The 21,996-nt window shown below is 73.0% G+C and carries 15 protein-coding genes and 4 pseudogenes; 5 read left to right on the top strand and 14 right to left on the bottom strand.

What is annotated here, in order from left to right; translation table 11 throughout:
* Positions 1-36: 36 nt before the first annotated feature.
* The gene (locus tag OJ254_RS15370) at positions 37-1,137 is read right to left on the bottom strand and encodes a carbohydrate kinase family protein (protein WP_265365164.1); all 1,101 of its coding nucleotides are present in this window, start codon (positions 1,135-1,137) and stop codon (positions 37-39) included.
* A gap of 111 nt (positions 1,138-1,248) precedes the next feature.
* Here OJ254_RS15370 and OJ254_RS15365 point away from each other — a divergent pair, with 111 nt between their 5' ends.
* A complete protein-coding gene (locus OJ254_RS15365) occupies positions 1,249-2,586 on the top strand; it encodes a family 4 glycosyl hydrolase (RefSeq protein ID WP_265362779.1) in 1,338 nt (445 codons plus the stop codon).
* Between the two features lie 310 nt (positions 2,587-2,896).
* Here OJ254_RS15365 and OJ254_RS15360 read toward each other — a convergent pair.
* From OJ254_RS15360 to OJ254_RS15350, 3 genes and pseudogenes are all read right to left on the bottom strand, one after another.
* Positions 2,897-3,525: pseudogene (locus OJ254_RS15360) on the bottom strand (MBL fold metallo-hydrolase).
* A complete protein-coding gene (locus OJ254_RS15355) occupies positions 3,525-4,610 on the bottom strand; it encodes an S-(hydroxymethyl)mycothiol dehydrogenase (RefSeq protein WP_265362778.1) in 1,086 nt (361 codons plus the stop codon). The pseudogene OJ254_RS15360 and the gene OJ254_RS15355 overlap by 1 nt, the downstream one beginning before the upstream one ends.
* Before the next feature lie 172 nt (positions 4,611-4,782).
* Positions 4,783-6,090: an enolase C-terminal domain-like protein gene (locus tag OJ254_RS15350; protein ID WP_265362777.1), complete on the bottom strand. Its 1,308-nt coding sequence runs from the start codon at positions 6,088-6,090 to the stop codon at positions 4,783-4,785.
* 305 nt (positions 6,091-6,395) lie between these two features.
* On the opposite strand from OJ254_RS15350, the gene OJ254_RS15345 reads away from it, so the two are divergent.
* A complete protein-coding gene (locus OJ254_RS15345; RefSeq protein ID WP_265362776.1) occupies positions 6,396-7,226 on the top strand; it encodes an HAD family acid phosphatase in 831 nt (276 codons plus the stop codon).
* Between the two features lie 63 nt (positions 7,227-7,289).
* Here OJ254_RS15345 and OJ254_RS15340 read toward each other — a convergent pair.
* Together OJ254_RS15340 and OJ254_RS15335 are read right to left on the bottom strand one after the other, a co-directional pair.
* Positions 7,290-8,194 (bottom strand): annotated as a pseudogene (locus OJ254_RS15340) (ribonuclease Z).
* A gap of 6 nt (positions 8,195-8,200) precedes the next feature.
* Positions 8,201-8,560 (bottom strand): histidine triad nucleotide-binding protein, encoded by a 360-nt coding sequence (locus tag OJ254_RS15335; protein ID WP_261951536.1) that lies wholly within the window; start codon positions 8,558-8,560, stop codon positions 8,201-8,203.
* Positions 8,561-8,711: 151 nt separating this feature from the next.
* Here OJ254_RS15335 and OJ254_RS15330 point away from each other — a divergent pair, with 151 nt between their 5' ends.
* On the top strand, positions 8,712-9,143 hold the full coding sequence (locus tag OJ254_RS15330) for an OsmC family protein (RefSeq protein WP_265362775.1): 432 nt from the start codon (positions 8,712-8,714) through the stop codon (positions 9,141-9,143).
* Between the two features lie 147 nt (positions 9,144-9,290).
* Here the strand turns inward: OJ254_RS15330 and OJ254_RS15325 are convergent, their stop codons facing one another.
* The 4 genes and pseudogenes from OJ254_RS15325 to hrcA all read right to left on the bottom strand — a co-directional run bounded on the left by OJ254_RS15325 (position 9,291) and on the right by hrcA (position 13,604).
* Positions 9,291-10,034 carry a 16S rRNA (uracil(1498)-N(3))-methyltransferase gene (locus OJ254_RS15325; protein WP_265362774.1) on the bottom strand — a complete coding sequence of 248 codons (744 nt, stop codon included), beginning with the start codon at positions 10,032-10,034 and terminating at the stop codon, positions 9,291-9,293.
* Positions 10,031-11,167 (bottom strand): nitronate monooxygenase, encoded by a 1,137-nt coding sequence (locus tag OJ254_RS15320; RefSeq protein WP_265362773.1) that lies wholly within the window; start codon positions 11,165-11,167, stop codon positions 10,031-10,033. Before OJ254_RS15320 ends, OJ254_RS15325 begins: the two co-directional genes overlap by 4 nt.
* A 284-nt stretch (positions 11,168-11,451) precedes the next feature.
* Positions 11,452-12,587: pseudogene (dnaJ, locus tag OJ254_RS15315) on the bottom strand (molecular chaperone DnaJ).
* Positions 12,588-13,604 (bottom strand): heat-inducible transcriptional repressor HrcA, encoded by a 1,017-nt coding sequence (hrcA, locus tag OJ254_RS15310; RefSeq protein WP_261951531.1) that lies wholly within the window; start codon positions 13,602-13,604, stop codon positions 12,588-12,590.
* A 194-nt stretch (positions 13,605-13,798) separates the two neighbouring features.
* Here hrcA and OJ254_RS15305 point away from each other — a divergent pair.
* Together OJ254_RS15305 and OJ254_RS15300 are read left to right on the top strand one after the other, a co-directional pair.
* A pseudogene (locus OJ254_RS15305) lies at positions 13,799-14,535 on the top strand (MBL fold metallo-hydrolase).
* A gap of 168 nt (positions 14,536-14,703) precedes the next feature.
* A complete protein-coding gene (locus OJ254_RS15300; protein WP_265362772.1) occupies positions 14,704-15,537 on the top strand; it encodes a DUF3097 domain-containing protein in 834 nt (277 codons plus the stop codon).
* On the opposite strand, the gene OJ254_RS15295 is transcribed toward OJ254_RS15300, so the two are convergent.
* The 4 genes from OJ254_RS15295 to OJ254_RS15280 all read right to left on the bottom strand — a co-directional run bounded on the left by OJ254_RS15295 (position 15,515) and on the right by OJ254_RS15280 (position 21,990).
* Complete coding sequence (locus OJ254_RS15295; RefSeq protein ID WP_265362771.1) at positions 15,515-16,093, bottom strand: Uma2 family endonuclease; 579 nt, start codon at positions 16,091-16,093, stop codon at positions 15,515-15,517. The two genes, OJ254_RS15300 and OJ254_RS15295, sit on opposite strands and share 23 nt — an antisense overlap.
* Before the next feature lie 99 nt (positions 16,094-16,192).
* The gene (hemW, locus tag OJ254_RS15290; RefSeq protein ID WP_265362770.1) at positions 16,193-17,425 is read right to left on the bottom strand and encodes a radical SAM family heme chaperone HemW; all 1,233 of its coding nucleotides are present in this window, start codon (positions 17,423-17,425) and stop codon (positions 16,193-16,195) included.
* A 77-nt stretch (positions 17,426-17,502) separates the two neighbouring features.
* Positions 17,503-19,863: an ATP-binding SpoIIE family protein phosphatase gene (locus tag OJ254_RS15285; protein WP_265362769.1), complete on the bottom strand. Its 2,361-nt coding sequence runs from the start codon at positions 19,861-19,863 to the stop codon at positions 17,503-17,505.
* A 237-nt stretch (positions 19,864-20,100) separates the two neighbouring features.
* Positions 20,101-21,990 (bottom strand): AMP-dependent synthetase/ligase, encoded by a 1,890-nt coding sequence (locus OJ254_RS15280; RefSeq protein ID WP_265362768.1) that lies wholly within the window; start codon positions 21,988-21,990, stop codon positions 20,101-20,103.
* Positions 21,991-21,996: the final 6 nt, after the last annotated feature.

Raw genomic sequence — 21,996 nt, 5'->3', positions numbered from 1 at the left:
TGGCGGCCGGCCTGAGCTGGGGTTTCGGCGCGGGGCTCAGGCCGGGCGGCGGAAGCCGATCGTGGGGACCGCGCGGGCCAGCGGCGCCGGACGGTAGGCCGCGGGCAGCACCTCGTCGAGGAAGGCGTACTGCCGGCGCAGCGCACCCGGGGCACCCGCCTCGCACAGCCGCACCTGCTGCCACCAGGCGGCGATCTCCGCCCAGCCCGGCGCGGACAGCGACCCGCCGAACTCCTGCACGGACAGCGCGGCGCTCAGGCCCGCGAACGCCAGCCGGTCGGTCAGCGGCCAGTCGGCCAGGGTGCCGGTGACGAAGCCCGCCACGAAGACGTCGCCGGCGCCGGTCGGGTCCAGCGCCTCCACCGCGATCGCCGGCACCTCGGCGGTCTCGCCGGTCCGCCCGTCCACCGCGTACGCGCCCTCCGAACCCAGCGTGACGACGGCCAGCGGCACCCGGTCGGCCAGCTTGCGGGCCGCCGCGCGCGGGCAGGTCGTGCGGGTGTAGCGCATCGCCTCCTCGGCGTTGGGCAGGAACGCCTCGCAGTGATCGAGGTCGGCGAGGTCGGCCGGGTCCCAGCGGCCGCTGTCGTCCCAGCCGACGTCCGCGAAGATCCGGCTGCCGCGGCCGGCCGCGCACTCCAGCCAGGGCTCCCGCCGGCCGGGCACGAGCGAGGCGACACAGGCCCGGGACGGCGGCGGGCAGCCCGGTGCGTGCCGGCCGTCGAAGGTGAAGTCCGGGGGCGGTGCCTGATGGCCGTGCGAGACCATCGTGCGCTCGCCCTCGTACGCCATGGAGACGGTGACCGGGGAGTGCCAGCCGGGGACCGTGCGTGACAGCGACAGGTCGATGCCCTCGCCCTCTTCGAGCGCCTCCCAGCAGTACTCGCCGTACTTGTCGTCGCCGAAGGCCGCGGCCAGGGAGGTGCGCAGCCCGAGCCGGGCCAGCGCGGTGGCCATGTTGGCGACGCCACCGGGGCTGGAGCCCATGCCGCGGGCCCAGGATTCGGTGCCGCGGACCGGGGCGGAGTCCAGGCCGGTGAAGATGATGTCGAGGAAGACCGTGCCGGTGAGGTAGACGTCGGTGCGCGGATCGCCGTCCGCCCGTACGCCGGCCAGCGGGTCGAGGCCCGGTGGCATCTCGGCCGGGCCCGTGGGCGGATGGACATCACGTCGGCTGGTCACCGTGCACGCCCCTCTCGTATCGGCACGTGCCGCCAGTGTGCCTGATGCTGCGGTACGTTCCGCCCCATGAGGCTCACGATTCTCGGCGGTGGCGGCTTCCGGGTGCCGCTGGTCTACCGCGCGCTCCTGGCCGACCCGGCGGACTCCGTCTCCGAGGTGGTGCTGCACGACACCGACACCCGGCGGGTGGCGGTCATCGCGGAGGTGTTGACCCGGCTTGCCGAGGGGCATCCGGCACCGGTGCCGGTCCGGGTCGCGCAGAGCCTGGACGAGGCGCTGGCCGGGGCGGACTTCGTGTTCTCGGCGATCCGGGTCGGCGGCACGGCCGGCCGGATACGCGACGAACGCATCCCGCTGGCCGAGGGCGTGCTGGGCCAGGAGACGGTGGGCGCGGGCGGCGTCCTGTACGGCCTGCGGACGATCCCGGTGGCGCTGCACATCGCCGAGCGGGTCGCCCAGCTCGCGCCGGCGGCCTGGGTCATCAACTTCACCAACCCCGCGGGCATGGTGACCGAGGCGATGTCCCAGGTGCTCGGCGACCGCGTCATCGGGATCTGCGACTCCCCCGTCGGCCTGGTGCGCCGGGCCGCGCGGGCGGCGGGGCTGGACCCGGCGGCCTTCGAGAGCGGCCGGGTCGGCTACGACTACGTCGGCCTCAACCACCTCGGCTGGCTGCGGTCGTTGACGTTCGAGGGCGCCGACCTGCTGCCGCGCCTGCTGGGCGACGACACCGCGCTGGCCTCCTTCGAGGAGGGCCGGCTGTTCGGCGCGGAATGGCTGCAGACCCTGGGCGCGCTCCCGAACGAGTACCTGCACTACTACTACTTCCGCCGCGAGACCCTCGACTCCCTCCGGGACACCCCGGAGACCCGCGGCGAGTTCCTCGACCAGCAGCAGGGCGGCTTCTTCGAGCGGGCCGCGGCGGCCGGCGGCCCGGACGCGGTGTACGCGCTGTGGGAGCGGACCCGGCTGGAGCGCGAGGAGACGTACATGGCGCACAGCCGGGAGGCCAGCGGCGGCTGGGAGCGCGACAGTCACGACCTGGAGGGCGGCGGCTACGACCGGGTGGCGCTGGCGCTGATGCACGCCATCGTGCGCGACACCGGCACCCGGCTGATCCTGAACGTCCGCAACGGCACGACGGTGCCGCAGTTGGCGCCGGACGCGATCGTGGAGACGGTGTGCGAGGTGACCGCGCACGGCGCCCGGCCGCTGCCCTGCGGCCCGCTGCGCGAGGACCAGTTGGGGCTGATGCTCCAGGTCAAGGCGGTCGAACGGGCGGCGGTGGTGGCCGCCACCCGCAAGGACCGCGGCGCGGCCCTGCGCGCCCTGGCCCTGCACCCCCTGGTGGACTCCCCCGCGGTGGCCGCCCGCATCCTGGAGCGGGCGGCCAAGGAGGACTGAGGAAGCCCCCGGACCGGTCCTCCGGTCCCGGAGTGCCCTCCGCCCCGGGAACCGGAATACCTTCCGCCGCGGGCCCCGGGATCCCCCTCGCCCCCCGCAGCGTTCCGGGGGCCCGGAATACCCCTCGCCCCGCCGCGTTCCCGGGACGCGGAATACCCCTCGCCCCCGCCGCGTTGTGGCCCCGCAGGGGGCGCTCGTGTCCCCTACGGGATCTGTTCGCCCGAGCCCTACGGGATGCGTGCCCCGGCCCCCCGTGGCTGCCTCAGTGGCCCGCTTCCTCAGTGGCCCGCTTCCTCAGTGGCCCGCCGACTCAGTGCCCCCGCTTGAGCCACTCGTCCAGGTGCGGTGCCTCCTCGCCGATCGTGGTGGGGTCGCCGTGCCCGGTGCGTACGACCGTCTCCGGTGGCAGGGTCAGCAGCCGGTCGCGGATCGAGGCGACGATCGTCGGGAAGTCCGAGAAGGACCGGCCGGTGGCGCCGGGGCCGCCCCGGAAGAGGGTGTCGCCGGTGAAGACGGTGCGCAGGTCGGGGGCGTGGAGGCAGACCGCGCCGGGTGCGTGACCGGGGGTGTGCAGCACGGTCAGGTCCGTACCGGCGATGGTCAGGACCTGGCCGTCGGCGAGGTCCGCGTCCGGGACCGTGCCGGATGGGTCATCTTCCACAGCGGCAGGTCGGCCGGGTGCAGATGGATCCGGGCGCCGGTACGGGCGGCCAGCGCCGGGGCGGCGTCGATGTGGTCGTTGTGCGCGTGGGTGCAGATGATCGCGCGCAGCGTCCGGCCGGCCAGCGCCTCGAAGATGGCGTCGGCGTCGTGCGCGGCGTCGATGACGATCGCCTCGTCGTCGTTCCCGACGATCCACACGTTGTTGTCGACGTCCCAGGTGCCGCCGTCGAGCGAGAACGTCCCCGAGGTGACGAGGTGGTCGATCCGCGCCGCCATCAGAGCGTCACCACCGAACGCAGCACGTCGCCGGCGTGCATCCGGTCGAAGGCCTGCTCGACGTCGTCGATGCCGATGGTCTCGGTGACGAACGCGGAGAGGTCGATCCGGCCCTGCTGGTGCAGGTCGATCAGCATCGGGAAGTCGCGGGACGGCAGGCAGTCGCCGTACCAGGAGGACTTCAGCGCGCCGCCGCGGCCGAACACGTCCAGGAGCGGCAGTTCCAGGGTCATGTCCGGGGTGGGCACGCCCACCAGGACGACCGTGCCGGCCAGATCGCGGGCGTAGAAGGCCTGTTTGTACGTCTCGGGGCGGCCGACCGCCTCGATGACGACGTCCGCGCCGAAGCCGCCGGTCAGTTCGCGGATCGCCTCGACGGGGTCGGTGGTGCGGGAGTTGACGGTGTGGGTGGCGCCCATGGTGCGCGCGATGTCCAGCTTGCGGTCGTCGATGTCGACGGCGATGATCCGGGCCGCGCCGGCCAGCCGGGCGCCGGCCACGGCCGCGTCGCCGACCCCGCCGCAGCCGATGACCGCGACCGAGTCGCCGCGGGTGACCCCGCCGGTGTTGATCGCGGCGCCGATGCCGGCCATCACCCCGCAGCCCAGCAGGCCGGCCACCGCGGGCGACACCTCCGGGTCGACCTTGGTGCACTGCCCCGCGGCGACCAGCGTCTTGTCGGCGAAGGCACCGATGCCGAGCGCCGGCGTCAGCTCCGTGCCGTCCTTCAGCGTCATCTTCTGGCGGGCGTTGTGGGTGTCGAAACAGTATTGGGGGCGACCGCGCAGACAGGCCCGGCACTGGCCGCACACCGCACGCCAGTTGAGGATGACGAAGTCCCCCGGCGCGACGTCCGTGACCCCGGCGCCGACCGACTCCACGACGCCGGACGCCTCGTGGCCGAGCAGGAACGGGAACTCGTCGTTGATGCCGCCCTGCTTGTAGTGCAGATCGGTGTGGCACACCCCGCACGCCTGGATCTTCACCACGGCCTCGCCGGGACCCGGGTCCGGCACCAGGATCGTCTCCAGCCGGACCGGTTCGTTCTTCCCCGGCGCGATCACGCCGCGCACTTCCTGTGCCATCGGAACAGCCCCTTTCAAAGATCGCTACGGGACCACTGTGGCGCACTGCCACTGAGCCGTGCCTCACCGTACGCGTGCGGGGCGACCGCGCACAGGACCACGGCCGGGTTCATGATCCCCGGCGGGCGGCGACCGGGTACGGCCGCCGGTCCGGCCCGCCGGCAGGCCGCGGTCACCAGCGCGGGACGGCCGGGACGGTCCAGTCCGGGTCTGCGCGGCGCATCGCGGCGGCGTCGTCGCGGTCGCGCAGGCCGCCGTCGTCGGCCAGCCAGCGGCGGTGCAGCGCGGCGAGCCGGTCCGGGTCGAGGGTGACGCCGAGGCCGGGGGCGTCGCCGACGTCGACCCGGCCGTCGCGGATCGCGATCCGCTCGGTGAGGACGTCCTCGGTCTGCCACGGGTAGTGGGTGTCGCAGGCGTGGTGGAGGTTCGGCACGGTCGCCGCCACCTGGGTCATCGCGGCCAGGCTGATGCCCAGGTGGGTGTTGGAGTGCATGGACAGGCCGACGCCGAAGGTCCGGCAGACGGCGGCCAGTTCGCGGGTGGCGCGCAGCCCGCCCCAGTAGTGGTGGTCGCAGAGCACCACCTGGACGGCGCGGCGGCGGAACGCCTCGGCGATCTCGTCGAAGGTCGTCACGCACATGTTGGTGGCCAGCGGTACGCGGGTGCCGGCCGCCACCTCCGCCATCCGCGCGGTCCCGCCGACCGGGTCCTCCAGGTACTCCAGGACGTCCGCCAGCTCGTCCGCGACCTGCCGCGAAGTGGCCGTGCTCCAGGCTCCGTTGGGGTCGAGGCGCAGCGGCCGGCCGGGGAACGCGGCGGCCAGCGCGCGGACCGCGGCGACCTCCCGCGCGGGCTCGAAGACGCCGCCCTTGAGCTTGAAGGAGGTGAAGCCGTAGGTGTCGGCGAGCCGGCGGGCCTGGGCCACCACCCCGGCCGGGTCGAGCGCCGCGCCCCAGTCGTCCCGTTCGCCGCGGCCGCCGGGGTGTTCAGCCCACCGGTAGAAGAGGTACGCGCCGTATTCCACGCGGTCCCGGAGCTTGCCGCCGAGCAGGGCGTGGACCGGCAGCCCGGCGGCCCTCCCCCAGGCGTCCAGGCAGGCGACCTCGAAGCCGGAGAGGACCGACAGCCGCAGTTTCCCGGGGGTCCGGACGCCGCGCAGCCCGCCGGCGTGCACCGCGTCGTCGCCGGTGGCGTCCGGTGAGTCCCCGCACACCCCGGCGGCGAGCGCGGGCAGCCCGTTCAGGTCCGTGACCCGCCGGCCGATCAGCGCCGCGGCCAGCGGCCGGGCCAGGTCGAGATACCCGGTGTCCCCGTAGGTCTCGCCGAGTCCGGTGACCCCGCCCTCGGTGACCAGCTCGATGATCAGCCGCGGGGTGTACGGCTGGTGTACGCCCTGGGTGTTGAGCAGCGGGGGGTCGGCCACCAGGATCGGGGTGAGCCGGATCTCGGCGATGGTGAGGGGGTGCGGGGCGTCGGTCATCCGGGGCTCCTACGGGGTACGACCGGCCCGCGGCCGGATCGGCGGCACGGTCGGTGACGGGGCCGTGGCACGGTCGGTGACAGGGCCGGTGCCGCGGCCGGTAGTGACGTGTCATTCACGTACACAAACTCCATCCACGCATGCAGGTGGAGGCTACGGAGGCCCCTTCGGGCCGTCAACACCCCACCCCTTGCGGGAACTTCTCGCCAAGGGTTGAATCTCCGCGCGTAGACCAAGGAATGAGGGGTCGTCAGCCCCTCGGAGTCCTGGGACCCACCACCCCGTTTCTCCCAGAGGAGCCGCGCATGCCCCGTCCCGACCGCTTCCGCTCCGGTCGCCTCCGCCCCGTCCTGTCGCGCCGCGCCCGCCTCGGTGCCGCGACGGTCGCCGCCCTCGTCGCCGGCACCGCCGTCTTCGGCGTCGGCCAGGCCACCGCCGAACACTCCGTCCCGCGGACCGACAAGGAGATCCCCAACCTCACGCAGGTCCAGGACAAGATCAAGGCGTACTACGGCGACACGGTCACGGCCGACGGCGAGCACTACGCCTCCCCGCACAGCAACTACGCCCGCCAGGTCCGCGGCATCGAGGCCAAGGCCCGTACCTACCTGGACAAGGCGCTCGCCCGCCAGGCCCGGGCCGGCAAGAAGGCCAAGCCCGCCATCGTCCTCGACATGGACGACACCACCCTGCTCACGTACAACTACGAGCTCCAGGTCGGCTTCGCCTTCACCCCGCAGAGCCAGGACAAGTACCTGGAGCACACCGACATGGACCCGGTCTTCGGCATGAACCGGCTGGTCGACCGGGCCCGTGACAAGGGCGCCGAGGTCTTCTTCATCACCGGCCGCAAGGAGGCCCAGCGCGACTGGAGCGTGCGCAACCTCAAGAACGTGGGCTACGACGTCCCGCTGGACCGGACGCACGTCTACCTGAAGGACAAGGAGCACCCGCCCGCCTACCTGCCCTGCGGCGCCACCTGCACGACCGTCGAGTACAAGTCGGGCACCCGCAAGCACATCGAGTCCCTGGGCTACGACATCGTCGCCAACTTCGGCGATCAGTACAGCGATCTGCAGGGCGGCTACGCCAACCGCACGTTCAAGCTGCCGAACCCGATGTACTACCTGCCGTAATGACGCAGGCCCGTCGTGACGGCCGACGTGGGATACCGTCACGACGGGCCCGTGGACCCGTGCTCAGCGCCGCTTGGGCATGGGCACCCGCATGAGGTCCTTGGCGATGGTCAGCTCACCCTCGTAGCCCGCCGCACGGGCCTGCCGCGCGAACTCCGCGGGATCGTCGTAACGCTGCGAGAAGTGCGTCAGCACCAGATGCCGCACCCCGGCCCGCACCGCCACCGCACCGGCCTGCCCGGCCGTCAAGTGACCGTGATCAGCGGCCAGTTGGGCATCGTCGTCCAGGAACGTGGACTCGATGACGAGCATGTCCACGCCCTCCGCGAGCGCCTCGACGCCCTCGCACATCCGGGTGTCCATCACGAACGCGAACCGCTGGCCGGGGCGGCGCTCGCTCACCTCGTCCAGGGTGACGCCGTTCAGCTCACCCTCCCGCTGGAGGCGCCCGACGTCCGGCCGGTGATGCCGTGCTCCGCCAGCCGCTCCGGCAGCATCCGGCGCGCATCCGGCTCCACGAGCCGGTAGCCGTACGACTCGACCGGGTGCGACAGCCGCCGCGCCTCCAGGACGTACGCCGCGCAGCGGTCCAGCTCCCCGTCGGCCGCGACCGGCCGCTCGACCAGCCGGACGGTCTCGCGGTAGGCGGTCGCGTAGCGCAGCCGCTCGAAGAAGTGCTGGCCGCTGGCCGGGAAGTGCGCGGTGACCGGGTGGGGCACCCGGTCGAGGTTGATCCGCTGGATCACCCCGGCGAGCCCGAGCGAATGGTCGCCGTGGAAGTGGGTGATGCAGATCCGGTTGAGGTCGTGGGCCGCGACCCCGGCGCGCAGCATCTGGCGCTGCGTCCCCTCGCCGGGATCGAAGAGCAGCCCCTGGCCGTCCCACCGCAGCAGATAGCCGTTGTGGTTGCGGTGCCGGGTGGGGACCTGGCTGGCGGTGCCGAGGACGACCAGTTCACGTACGGACATGGCTGGTTATCCGGGGGGCCACTGGAGGCCGCGGCCGCCGAGGACGTGCAGATGGGCGTGGAAGACGGTCTGGCCCGCCCCGGAGCCGGTGTTGAAGACCACCCGGTAGCCGGTGTCCTCGACCCCGTCCCCGGCGGCGACCTCCCGGGCCTCGCGCATTATGTCGGCGACGACCTGCGGTTCGGCGGCGGCGAGGGCCGCGGCGTCCGGGTGGTGCACCTTGGGGATGATCAGGACGTGCGTCGGGGCCTGGGGGTTGATGTCGCGGAACGCGACGGTGGTCTCGGTCTCGCGCACGATGGTCGCCGGCACCTCCCCGGCCACGATCTTGCAGAACAGGCAATCGGCCTGCGGTTCTCCCGCCACCGTTGGCTCCTCCCAGCTCATCCCTCGTACGCACGGTGCGCACGGCCTCGGATGCTACCGGGCGAGCCGGGTGGGGCGTCGCAGCGACGGGGGGACCGGGATCACTAAGCTGGCCTTGATCGCTTTCGCCCACAACCGGGAGTTATGCACCATGGCAACCACGCGCACCGCCAAGACCCACTGGGAAGGCAACCTCCTGGAGGGCAAGGGCACCGTCGCCCTGGAGTCCTCCAAGGTCGGTACGTACGACGTGAACTGGCCCGCCCGCGCGGAGCAGCCCAACGGCGTGACCAGCCCCGAGGAGCTGATCGCGGCGGCCCACTCGTCCTGCTACTCCATGGCGTTCTCGCACGGCCTGGCGGGCAAGGGCTACACCGTCGAGGCCCTGGACACCCAGGCCGACGTCACCTTCCAGCCCGGTGAGGGCATCACCGCGATCGCGCTGACCGTCAAGGCCCGGGTCCCCGGCCTGTCCGAGGCGGACTTCCAGGCAGCGGCCGAGGACGCCAAGAAGAACTGCCCGGTGAGCCAGGCGCTGGCCGGCGTCAAGAACATCACGCTGGCGGCCGAGCTGCTGAGCTGACGGGCGGCCGGCCGTCCGCTCGTGGCGGCCGGCCTTTCCGCTCGTGAACGGCGGTGCGCCGACGGGTCGTTGAGGCCGGTCGGCGCACCGCCCGCGTGCAGGGGCGGCCGTGGTGCGGCGGGCTCGGATGCCGCGGTCGGAGCGGGCTCAGCTCCAGCGTCCCGTGCGGCCCAGCAGGAGGGCGGTGGCCGCGGTGCCGGCCGTGGAGGTGCGCAGGACGGTCCGGCCCAGGCGGTACGGCTTGGCGCCGGCCTCAGCGAAGAGCGCCAGCTCCTCCGGTGAGACGCCGCCCTCGGGTCCGACGACCAGCACGATCCGGCCGGTGGCCGGGAGTTCCGCGGTGGCGAGCGGGGCGCTGCCCTCCTCGTGGAGCACGGCCGCGAAGTCGGCGTCGGCGAGCAGGGCGGCCACCTGTTTGGTGGACAGCGGGTCCGCGACCTCCGGGAAGGTCAGCCGGCGGGACTGCTTGCCCGCCTCACGGGCCGTGGCCCGCCACTTGCCCAGCGCCTTGGCGGCCCGTTCGCCCTTCCACTGGGTGACGCAACGCGCCGCCGGCCAGGGCACGATGGCGTCCACCCCGGTCTCGGTCATGGTCTCGACGGCCAGTTCGCCCCGGTCGCCCTTGGGGAGCGCCTGGACGACCGTGATGGTCGGGTCCGGCGCCTCCTCGGTGCGCAGTTCGGCGACCGCGACGGTCAGCCGGTCCTTGCCCTCGGCGGCGGCCACCGTGCCGTGGGCGCCGGTCCCCTGACCGTCGGTCAGGACGACCTCCTCGCCGACCCGCAGCCGGCGCACCGACACCGCGTGCCGGCCCTCCGGCCCGTCGACGGTGACCGTGCCGCCCGCTTGTACGTGCGCGAGCGACTCGACGAGGAATACGGGCGCGGTCATGCGGCACCCCCGGCGGCCGGTGCGTCACCGGGGCCCGTACTTCCGTCCCCGGATGCCGTGCTCCCCGTGCGGCCCAACCCGGCGCGCGCCGCGTCGAGTTCGGCCGCGAGGACCTCCACCAGCCGGGCGGCCGGCAGCTCCCGGGCCAGCCGGTGCCCCTGACCGGCCCACAGGTTCAGGCCCTGCGCGTCGCCGGCCTTGGCCGCCGCCTTGCGGACCGTGGAGGTGAGGTAGTGGACGGCGGGGTAGGCGGCCGGTGCGTACGGGCCGTGCTCCCGCATGAAGCGGTTCACCAGGCCGCGGGCCGGCCGCCCGGAGAACGCCCGGGTCAGCTCCGTATGGGTGAAGAGGGGATTGGTCAGCGCCTGCTTGTGCAGCGGATTGGCGCCCGACTCCGGGGTGGCGAGGAAGGCGGTGCCGAGCTGCGCCATGGTCGCCCCGGCGGCCAGCACCGCCGCGATCTGCGCCCCGCGCATCAGCCCGCCCGCGGCGATCACCGGGATCTGCACGGCCTCCCGGACCTGTCCGAGCAGTGCCAGCAGGCCCAGGCCCGCGCCGGTCCCGTCGGCGTGCGGGTCATCGCGGTGGGTGCCCTGGTGGCCGCCCGCCTCCACGCCCTGCACGCAGACGGCGTCCGCGCCCGACCACTGCGCGGCCTGCGCCTCGGCCGCCGTGGTGGCCGTGACGAGGGTGTACGTGCCGACCCTGGCGAAGGCGTCGAGGACCGCGCGGGAGGGGCAGCCGAAGGTGAACGACACCACCGGCACCGGGTCCTCGCGCAGGATCGCGAGCTTGGCCTCGTAGCCGTCGTCGGTGGGCTCGTCGGTGTCGCCGAGCTCGGTCTCGTACCACGTGGCCTCGCCGGCGAGCTGCTCGCGGTACGCCTCGACGGCGGAGTGATCGGCGAGCGACGGCTGCGGCATGAAGAGGTTGACGCCGAACGGCCGGTCGGTCAGCGACCGCAGCTGTTTGATCTCCTGGTACATGCCGTCGGCGGTTTTGTAGCCGGCGGCCAGGAAGCCGAGACCGCCGGCGCCACAGACGGCGGCGGCGAGTTCGGGTCCGGAGCCGCCGCCCGCCATGGGGGCCTGCACGATCGGATAGCGGCAGAGATCGGTCAGTGCGCTGGGCATGACCACATCGTGTCACGGGATGTGGCGGCGCCCCGCATCAGGGGCGCGCGGGAGAAGGGGGTGCGGGAGGGGCCGGGGCCGAGGCCTTAGGGGTGGGGCGAACGGATCCCGTAGGGGACACGAGCGCCCCCTGCGGGGCCACAACGGCGAGGTGCCCGGCGGATATTCCCGCCGGGCACCCCGTCGTATGTGGCTACGTCCGCTCCACGCGGCTACGTCCGCTCCACGCGGCTCACGTCCACTCCACGCGGCTCACCGTCCGCTCCACGTGGCGCACGCCCGCTCTACCGGCCGTTGAACGCGTCCTTCAGGCGGGAGAACAGCCCTGCTGGCCCGGCTGGAACTGGCCCGTGGGGCGTTCCTCGCCGCGCAGCTTGGCGAGCCGCCGCAGCAGCTCCTCCTGCTCCGGTTCGAGCTTGGTCGGGGTCTGGACCTCGACGTGGACGATCAAGTCGCCCCGGCCGTTGCCGCGCAGATGGGTCACGCCGCGCTGGTGCAGCGGGATCGACTGGCCGGACTGCGTACCGGGCCGGACGTCGATCTCCTCCACCCCGTCCAGCGTCTCCAGCGGGCACTTCGTGCCCAGCGCCGCCGCCGTCATCGGGATGGTGACCGTGCAGTGCAGATCGTCGCCGCGCCGCTGGAAGACCGGGTGCGGCAGCTCGTGGATCTCGACGTAGAGGTCGCCGGCCGGGCCGCCGCCGGGGCCGACCTCGCCCTCGCCGGCGAGCTGGATCCGGGTGCCGTTGTCGACACCGGCCGGGATCTTGACGGTCAGCGTACGGCGGGAGCGGATCCGGCCGTCGCCCGCGCACTCCGGGCACGGCGTCGGCACGACCGTGCCGAAGCCCTGGCACTGCGGGCAGGGACGGGACGTCATGACCTGGCCCAGGAAGGACCGGGTGACCTGCGAGACCTCACCGCGGCCGCGGCACATGTCACAGGTCTGCGCCGACGTGCCGGGGGCGGCGCCCTCGCCGCTGCAGGTCGTGCACACCACGGCGGTGTCGACCTGGATGTCCTTGGTCGTGCCGAAGGCCGCCTCGTTCAGCTCGACGTCGAGCCGGATCATGGCGTCCTGGCCGCGGCGGGTGCGCGACCGCGGACCGCGCTGCGAGGCGGTGCCGAAGAACGCGTCCATGATGTCGGAGAAGTTGCCGAAGCCGGCACCGAAACCGCCCGCGCCACCGGCGCCGCCGGCCTGCGAGAGCGGGTCCCCGCCGAGGTCGTAGACCTGCTTCTTCTGCGGATCCGACAGGACCTCGTAAGCGGCGTTGATCTCCTTGAACCGCTCCTGGGTCTTCGGGTCCGGGTTCACGTCCGGGTGCAGCTCGCGCGCCAGCCGGCGGAAGGCCTTCTTGATCTGGTCCTGCGAGGCGTCACGGCTGATGCCGAGGACCGAGTAGTAATCCGTGGCCACTTACGACTCCGCGAGGATTTGTCCGACGTAACGTGCCACTGCGCGTACCGCTCCCATCGTTCCGGGGTAGTCCATGCGGGTCGGTCCGACCACGCCGAGTTTGGCGACTGCCTCGTCGCCCGAACCGTAGCCGACCGTGACGACCGATGTGGACGTCAGGCCTTCGTGGGCATTCTCATGCCCGATGCGTACGGTCATGCCCGAGTCCTTGGCTTCGCCGAGGAGCTTGAGCATCACCACATGCTCCTCGAGCGCCTCCAGCACCGGACGAATGGTCAACGGGAAGTCGTGCCCGAAGCGCGTGAGATTGGCGGTACCGCCGATCATCAGCCGCTCTTCGGTCTCCTCCACCAGAGTTTCCAGCAACACCGACAGCACTGTCGAGACCGTGCCGCGGTCGTCCTGCTCGAAGGACTCCGGGAGATCCTGCACCAACTGGGGCACATCCGTGAAACGGCGCCCCACGACCCGGCTGTTCAGCCGCGCCCGCAGGTCCGCCAGCGAGGTCTCTGCGAACGGCGTCTGGCAGTCGATGAGCCGCTGCTCGACCCGTCCGGTGTCGGTGATCAGGACGAGCATCAGCCGGGCCGGGGCCAGCGCCAGCAGCTCGACGTGCCGCACCGTGGACCGCGTCAGGGACGGGTACTGCACGACCGCGACCTGCCGGGTCAGCTGCGCCAGCAGCCGGACCGTGCGCCCCACGACGTCGTCGAGGTCGACCGCGCCGTCGAGGAAGTTCTGGATCGCCCGTCGTTCGGGGCTGGACAGCGGCTTCACGCCGGCCAGTTTGTCGACGAAGAGGCGGTAGCCCTTGTCGGTCGGGATCCGCCCGGCGCTGGTGTGCGGCTGGGCGATGAAGCCCTCTTCCTCCAGGGCCGCCATGTCGTTGCGGACGGTCGCCGGGGAGACCCCGAGCTGGTGGCGCTCCGTGAGTGCCTTGGAGCCGACCGGCTCCTCCGTCCCGACGTAGTCCTGGACGATGGCGCGCAGCACTTCGAGCCTGCGTTCACTGAGCATCCCGCGCACCTCCAGCCGGCCGTCGCCGTCTCGTCTGTCTCCTGGCACTCAACCGGGCCGAGTGCCAGACCCTGAGCCAGTGTACGGCCGGGTAGCACGACCACGGCAAGGGCGGCCGCGCGGAGCACGCTCCCGATGACCGTGTTCGGGCGATCTGCCGGGCAACGCTATCGCGATGGAGCTAGCGTCTCGGTATGCGCACAGCTTGGGAAGAGGCCGGGTGGGAACGGCTCGGTGACGGTGTCGCCAGGCGCCGTATGCCGGGCTGGGACGAGACCGTGGGCGTGATCGCCGGGTCGGCCGGCGTCATGATCGTCGACACCGGCGCGACCCTGCGGGACGGTGCGGACCTGCGCCGGTCGATCCGCGGGGTGCTGGGCCGGGAAGTGACGCATGTCGCGCTCACTCATCCGCACTTCGACCATGTGCTGGGCACCGCCGCCTTCGCCGGCGTGGCGGTGTTCGGCGCGGCCGGTCTCGCCGAGCTGTTCCGCCGCGACAAGGACGCGCTGCGGCACGACGCCGTCCGGCACGGCGTCGACCGGGACGCGGCCGCAGAGGCCGCCGATCTGCTGGTCAGCCCGCACCACCACGTCCACGGCCAGCTGACCGTCGAGCTCGGCGACCGGCAGGTGCTGCTCGCCAACGTCGGGCCCGGCCACACCGCGCACGACCTGGCCGTCCTGGTACCGGGCCGGCACGGCGACCCGGAGATCGTCTTCTGCGGCGACCTGGTCGAGGAGTCCGGCGAGCCGAGCGCCGGCCCCGACGCGCTGCCCGGCAGTGGCCCGCCGCGCTGGACCGGCTGCTGGCGCTCGGCGGCGACGACGCGCGGTACGTACCCGGCCACGGCGCCGTGGTGGACGCCGCCTTCGTCCGCGCCCAGCGGGACGCCCTGGCGGCCCGCTTCGGCGTCCCGCCGTCCTCCTGACCTGACTGCTGACCCGGCTGCTGACCCGGCTGCGCCGTTTCCCGGGCAGAGCATCTCCCGGGGGGAACGTCTCCCGGGCAGAACATCTCCCCGACAGAACGTCCCCCGGGCAGAACATCTCCCGGGCAGAACATCCCCCGGACTCCGTCCTCCCGATAGAAAAGGCCCATGCAGAGCAAGCGCTACAGCCCCGACCTCACCCCGCCCTGGAAGAAGCAGCAGCCTGCGCCGGAGGTCCCGGCCGAGCCCGATCTCGTCGTCGAGGAGGTCGCCACGGGCTTCTGCGGTGCGGTGATCCGCTGCGAGAAGACCGCCGAGGGCCCGACGGTCACCCTGGAGGACCGGTTCGGCAAGCACCGGGTCTTCCCGATGGTCCCGCGCGGCTTCCTGCTGGAGGGCAAGGTCGTCACGCTCGTCCGCCCGCAGAACCGGCCTGCGGCGAGCGGCCCGGCCCGTACGGCGTCGGGTTCACTCGCCGTCCCCGGCGCCCGCGCCCGGGTCGCGCGCGCCGGGCGCATTTACGTGGAGGGCCGGCACGACGCGGAGCTCGTCGAGCGGGTCTGGGGCGACGATCTGCGCATCGAGGGCGTCGTCGTGGAGTACCTGGAGGGCATCGACGACCTCCCGGCGATCGTCCGCGGCTTCGCGCCGGGGCCGGACGCCCGGCTGGGGGTGCTGGTGGACCACCTCGTACCGGGCTCGAAGGAGTCCCGGATCGCGGCCGAGGTGACGGGCGAGCACGCGCTCGTCGTCGGCCACCCGTACATCGACGTGTGGGAGGCGGTGAAGCCGTCCTCGGTGGGCATTCCGGCCTGGCCGTCGGTGCCGCGCGGGCAGGACTGGAAGACGGGCGTGTGCCGGGCGCTGGGCTGGCCGGAGAACACCGGCGCGGCGTGGCAGCGGATCCTGTCGTGCGTGCGGTCCTACAAGGACCTGGAGCCGGCGCTGCTGGGGAGGGTGGAGGAGCTGATCGACTTCGTTACGGTCGGCGATGCGGCCTGACGTTGGGAAGGGTGCCGAATTCGGTGGTGTCCAGATCGACGCCTAGCGGTTGCAGCCGCACCGTCTCACCGAACTTGTAGATCCATTGCGACCGGTAGTCGGCGCCGTCGCCGGTGCCGGTGGGGTCTGTGAGCAGGACACAGTGGGCCACGATGGGATCGATGATCAGGTAGATGGGAAGCCTGGCTGCCGCGTAGATCGAGCGCTTGACGCCGTAGTCATGATCAACGCTGGTCTTGGAGACGACCTCGACAACCATCTTGATCACCTCGGGCGGCATCATCCGCCCGGAGTCCGGTCCAGTGCCGCGCTCCACCAGTACGAGATCCGGCTGGGGCTCGCTGGACTCTTCATGAAGCGCGAGATCCTGTGTGTGGAGGCGCCGCCAATTCTTCCGAGGGAACTGGTCATGGACAGCTTCCACGATGTCGTTGTGGACCACATCTGGCCCCGCCATCATCACGATGTTCCCCCGGAGGAGCTCGACCTTGACGCCCTCGGGAACCTCAAGGTTCTCGAAGAGCTCCGTCATCCGGCGTTCATCCACAGCGGTCATCTCCGTGGCCTCCGTTTCCCGTCGCCGTGTATACGGCACAGGCTAGGAACAGCCTAGGCGGGGCCGCAGGCCCTTCGCATTGGTTCAGTCGTACGAGGATCAGTCCACCAGATCCCGCACCACCGCGTCAGCCAGCAGCCGCCCCCGGAGTGTCAGCACGGCCCGCCCTGCCGAGTACGGGACGGGCTCCAGCAGCCCGTCGGCGAGGGCCCGCTTCGCCGCCCGGGCGCCCGCCGGGGCGAGGAGGTCCAGCGGGCAGCCGTCCGCGAGGCGCAGTTCGAGCAGGATGCGTTCCACCCGGCGGTCCTCGTCGGCGAGGATCTCGCGGCCCGCGCCCGGGGAGCGGCCCTCGCCCAGGGCCTGGGCGTACGCGCCGGGGTGCTTCACGTTCCACCAGCGGACGCCGCCGACGTGGCTGTGCGCCCCGGGGCCGGCGCCCCACCAGTCGGCGCCGGTCCAGTACAGCTCGTTGTGGCGGCAGCGGGCGGCTTCGGTGGTGGCCCAGTTGGAGACCTCGTACCAGGAGAAGCCGGCCGCGGTGAGCCGCTCCTCGGCGATGAGGTAGCGGTCGGCGTGCACGTCGTCGTCGGTCATCGGGACCTCGCCGCGGCGGATCCGGCGGGCCAGCTGGGTGCCCTCCTCGACGATCAGGGCGTAGGCGGAGATGTGGTCGGGGCCGGCGCCGAGCGCGGCGTCGAGCGAGGCCCGCCAGTCGTCGTCGGACTCGCCGGGGGTGCCGTAGATCAGGTCGAGGTTGACGTGCTCGAAACCGGCGGCGCGGGCCTCGCCGACGCAGGCCTCGGGGCGGCCGGGGGTGTGCGTGCGGTCGAGGATCTTCAGGACGTGCTGCCGGGCGCTCTGCATGCCGAAGGAGACCCGGTTGTAGCCGGCCGCGCGCAGCTCGGAGAGGTAGCGCGGGTCGACGGAGTCGGGGTTGGCCTCGGTGGTGATCTCGGCGCCGGGCGCCAGGCCGAATTCCGCCTGGATGGCGGCGAGCATCCGGCCCAGGTCGGCGGCCGGGAGGAGGGTCGGGGTGCCGCCGCCGACGAAGACCGTCTCGACCGGGCGGGGGTCGTCGCCGAGGACCTTGCGGGCCAGCCGGATCTCCTCCACGACGGTGTCGGCGTAGTTGTCGCGGGAGGCCAGCGCCCCGCCGGAGCCGCGCAGCTCGCTCGCGGTGTAGGTGTTGAAGTCGCAGTAGCCGCAGCGGGTGGCGCAGTACGGCACGTGCAGATAGAAGCCGAGGGGCCGGTCGGCCGCCGCCGCCAGCGCATGACCGGGCAGCGCCCCGTCGTCGGGCATCGGCTCACCATCAGGCAGTGCGGAAGGCATGGGAACCATTGTCCGTCATCGCACGGACAGCGCGGTTCGCGCGCGGGCGGCGGGAAGCCCGTAGGCCCCGGAGGTGACTACGCCGGGCCGCCCACCGCCTGGAGGACGAGCAGGGCCAGGTCGTCGTCGGGCGGGTCGGGGGCGAAGTTGTGCACGGTGTGGCGGAGGTGGTCGGCGAGGGCGGTGGCGCCCAGTCCGGCGCCGGCGGCGAGGGCGGTGGCCAGGCCGTCCTCGTCGTCGAACAGCCGCCCGCCCGAGCGCCGCTCGGTGACCCCGTCGGTGACGCACAGCAGGGTCTCCCCCGGGCGCAGGTCGAACGATTCGCTCACGTACGCCGCGTCCTCGACGACGCCCAGCAGCATCTGCGGTGCCGCGACCGTGCGGACCGCGCCGTCCGTGCCCAGCACCAGCGGGAGCGGGTGGCCGGCGCTGGCGAGGGTGCAGCGGGCGCCGCCGGCCCCCTCCGGGTACGGGGCGATCTCGCCGTAGAGCAGCGAGAGGAAGCGGGCCTGTTCGCCCTCCTCGCGGATCTCCACCGGTGCCTCGGCGCCGGCTCCGGCGGCCGCCACCGCCGCGGCGACCGCCGCCACCGAGTCCGCGGCCTCCCGGGCCATGGTCTTGTTGAGCCGGTCGAGCACCTCGGCGACGCCGAAGCCGTCCCGGGCCAGCAGCCGCAGCACCGGCCGGGCCAGGCCGGTCACCGCGGCCGCCTCCGGGCCGCTGCCGCAGACGTCGCCGAGCGCGAAGCACCAGCGGCCGTCGCCGGCGTCGAAGAGGTCCCAGAAGTCGCCGCCCGCCCAGGCGCCCTCGCGCGGCTCGTAGACCACCGCGGACGCCACGCCGGGCACCTGCGCCCGGCCCCGGGGCAGCAGCCGGCGCTGCAGGACCTGGCTGATGCGCTCCTGGCGGCTGTAGGCGCGGGCGGTGGCCACCGCGCGGGCGACCCGGCGGCCCAGGTCCTCGATGAGTCCGACGACCTCGTCGGGGAAGCGCGGCAGGCCGCCGCGGCCGAGCAGCAGCGTGCCCAGCCGGCGGCCGCCGGCGACCAGGGGGCAGGCGAGCGCGGCACCGCCCGGCCGGTCGCCGTCGGGACGGGCGCCCGGGAGGGCGTAGGCCGGCAGGACGTGGCCCGGCAGGTCCGGCAGCGCCTGTCCCAGCAGCTCCGGCAGGCCGTGCCCGCAGGAGGGACCGTCGTCCGGGCGGTCGCCGTCCGGGTGGTCGTGGTCCTGGTCCTCACCGTCCGGGTCGTGCGGCCAGGGCCAGGGGACGGCGGCGGCTGCGGCGCCCGGCGGGATGTCGCCCCAGAAGTCCGGCGGCTGTTTCTCCAGCGCGGCGCGCAGGGTGTCGATCCGGCTCTCGCAGCTGTGCCAGACGCGGGCCAGCCGCTGTTCGTCGCCGCCGGTCGCGATGCCCCGGCCGGGGGCGCCGCCGTCGCCGTCGTGGAGCCACACCGCGCACCAGTCGGCGAGCCGCGGCACGATCAGCTGGGCGGCGAGCGCGGCGACCTGATCGGCGTCGAGCTGGCCGGAGAGCAGGTCGGAGGCCTCGGCGAGGAAGGACAGCGCTCCGTTGTCGACCCGGTCGGCGTCGAGTTCCCGGCGGTCGGCGCGGCGGGGTGCCGGGGCGAGGAGTTCGGCGGCCCGCAGCCCGCGCTGGAGCACCTCGTCGGCGTACGCGGCCGCGGCGTCGTCGTACGGGGCCGCGGGATCGTCGTACGGGGCCCGGGGATCGTCGGCGGCGTACGAGGGCGGGAGGTCGTAGGGCACCCCGTCGTGGCGCGCTCCCTCGTGGTGCCCTCCCTCGTGAGGCGCCCCCTCGTAGGGCGCCCCCTCGTACCGCGCCCCTTCGTACGGCGTCTCCTCGTACGCGGTCTCCGGCAGCGGGTGGGCGGCGGCCTCCGGGGCGGGCAGCGGCAGCCGGAACCACACGGTCTTCCGGTCGCGGCGATAGGTGATGCCCCAGGATTCGGCGACCGCGCTGATCAGCTGGAGCCCGTGGCCGCCGCTCTCGTTCCGGGCGGTCTCGTCACGGGCACGGATCGGCTGGGTGGGGTGGCGGTCGGAGACCTCGATGACGACGGCGGGCGCGGGGGCGTCGTCCGGGTCCGGTCCGGGGCCCGGCTCCGGTTCCGCGGCGGGATCCAGCCGGCAGCTCAGCTCGATGGTGGTGCCCGCGTGCACCACCGCGTTCGTCACCAATTCGCTGACCAGCAGCACCGCTTCGTCGGTGAGCCGGTCGGTGAACCGCTCGGTGCCGGGCAGCCGCTGGGCCGCCCACTCGTCGAAGGCGGACCGTACGCACCGCCGGGCGGCGGCCGCGGCCTGCGGGTCCCCGGGCAGGCCGGCCCGCCGGGTGCGCGCGGCGGGGAGCCCGGGGCCGGCCGTCGTCGTGCGCGCCGCCGTGACGTCGTCCCGTGGAGACGAAGTTGTCGTCCTCATTGAGCAACTCCCGAACAGCTCCGCTGCAGCGCCGGATGCGCCACCGACAGAGTGACAGAAAGAGCGCAGCCATAAGCAGTGAGTCACGGAAGTGGGCGGTCGGAGCGACCAATTCGGCTGACGCGCCGGAAGAGTTGGCCGGTGGGGTGAGTGCTGACCGCGGCGTCGTGGGGCCATGGCGCCGCGACGTGGTGCGGGGCAGGCCCGTGGCCCACCCCGCACCCCGCCCGGGGACGGTTACGACTCCCGGGTGCCCGCGTACATCTCGTCCAGCAGGTCCTTGAACGCCCGCTCCACCACCGGCCGCTTGATCTTGAGGCTCGGGGTCACCTCACCGTGCTCGATGTCCAGGTCGCGCGGCAGCAGCCGGAACTTGCGGATCTGCTGCCAGCGCTGCAGCCCCTCGTTGACCCGCTCGACGTAGCCGTCGACCAGCTCGCGGACCTGGTCGGTCGCCACGACCTCGGCGTACGTCTTGCCGGCCAGGCCGTGTTCCGCGGCCCAGCCCATGATCGTCGGCTCGTCGAGGGCGATCAGCGCGGTGCAGAAGTTCCGGTTGGCGCCGTGCACCAGGACGTTGGAGACGAACGGACAGACCGCCTTGAACTGGCCCTCCACCTCGGCGGGCGCGATGTACTTGCCGCCCGAGGTCTTGATCAGGTCCTTCTTGCGGTCGGTGATCCGCAGATAGCCGTCCGGGGAGAGCTCGCCGATGTCGCCGGTGTGGAACCAGCCGTCCTCCTCCAGGACCTCGGCGGTCTTGTCCGGCAGGCCGTGGTAGCCCTGCATGATGCCGGGGCCGCGCAGCAGGATCTCGCCGTCCTCGGCGATCCGGACCTCGGTGCCGGGCAGCGGCTTGCCGACCGTGCCGGTGCGGTACGCCTCGCCGGGGTTGACGAAGCTGGCCGCGCTGGATTCCGTCAGGCCGTAGCCCTCCAGGATGTGGATGCCGGCGCCGGAGAAGAAGTAGCCGATCTCCGGGGAGAGCGCGGCCGAGCCGGAGACCGCGGCGCGCAGCCGCCCGCCGAAGGCGTCCCGCAGCTTGGCGTAGACGAGGGCGTCGGCGACCTTGTGCTTGGCGGCGAGCGCGAACGGCACGGAGGCGTTGCCGGTGCGGCGGAAGTTGTCCTGCGAGACCTTGGCGTACTCGCGGGCCACCTCGGCCGCCCACTGGAAGATCTTGTACTTGGCGCCGCCGCCCTGCCGGGCCTTGGCCGCGACGCCGTTGTAGACCTTCTCGAAGATCCGCGGCACGGCCGCCATGTACGTGGGCCGGACGACCGGCAGATTCTCGATGATCTTGTCGACCCGGCCGTCCACCGCGATCACATGGCCGGCCGCGATCTGGCCCGCGGTGAGCACCTTGCCGAAGACGTGCGCCAACGGCAGCCAGAGGTACTGCACGTCCTCCTCGGTGACCATGCCGGTCGCCGGGATCGCCCGCGCCATGTACGCCCAGCAGTCGTGCGGCAGCTGCACGCCCTTGGGACGGCCGGTGGTGCCGGAGGTGTAGATCAGCGTGGCCAGCTGGTCGGCGCGCAGCGCCGCGACCCGCTCCTTGACGCACTCCGGGTGCTTCTCCAGGTGGGCGTGACCGCGCTTCTCCAGGTCGGCCAGGCTGAGCACCCACCCGTCAGGGTCCTCGGGGGACGCCTCGGCGGCGGCCGCGTCGATGACGATGACATGCGCCAGGTCGGGCAGCTCGGCGCGGCGTTCCCGCGCCTTGGCGAGCTGGCCGGCGTCCTCGGCGATCAGCACCCGGCTGCCGGAGTCGGCGAGGATGTACGCGGTCTCCTCGGCGTTGGTGCTGGGGTAGACCGTGGTGGTGGCGGCACCGGAGCACAGCACGCCGAGGTCGGCGAGGATCCACTCCACGCGGGTGTTGGCGGCCAGCGCGACCCGCTCCTCGGGCCGCACGCCCAGCGCGATCAGCCCGGCGGCCACGGCGTAGACCCGGTCGGCGGCCTCGGCCCAGCTGATCGCCTTCCAGTCGTCCGGGCCCTGGCCCGAGGCGGGAGGGACGGGATAGCGATAGGCCTCGATGTCGGGAGTGGCCGCGACCCGCTCCAGGAAGAGGTGTGCCACCGAAGGCGGCCGGTTTTCGATCATCGTGTGGGTGTCCGTCACGGCGTC

Source organism: Streptomyces endophytica (assembly GCF_026153355.1).
GTDB classification, from domain to species: domain Bacteria; phylum Actinomycetota; class Actinomycetes; order Streptomycetales; family Streptomycetaceae; genus Streptomyces; species Streptomyces endophytica.
This window is presented reverse-complemented; position numbering and strand designations above follow the sequence as displayed.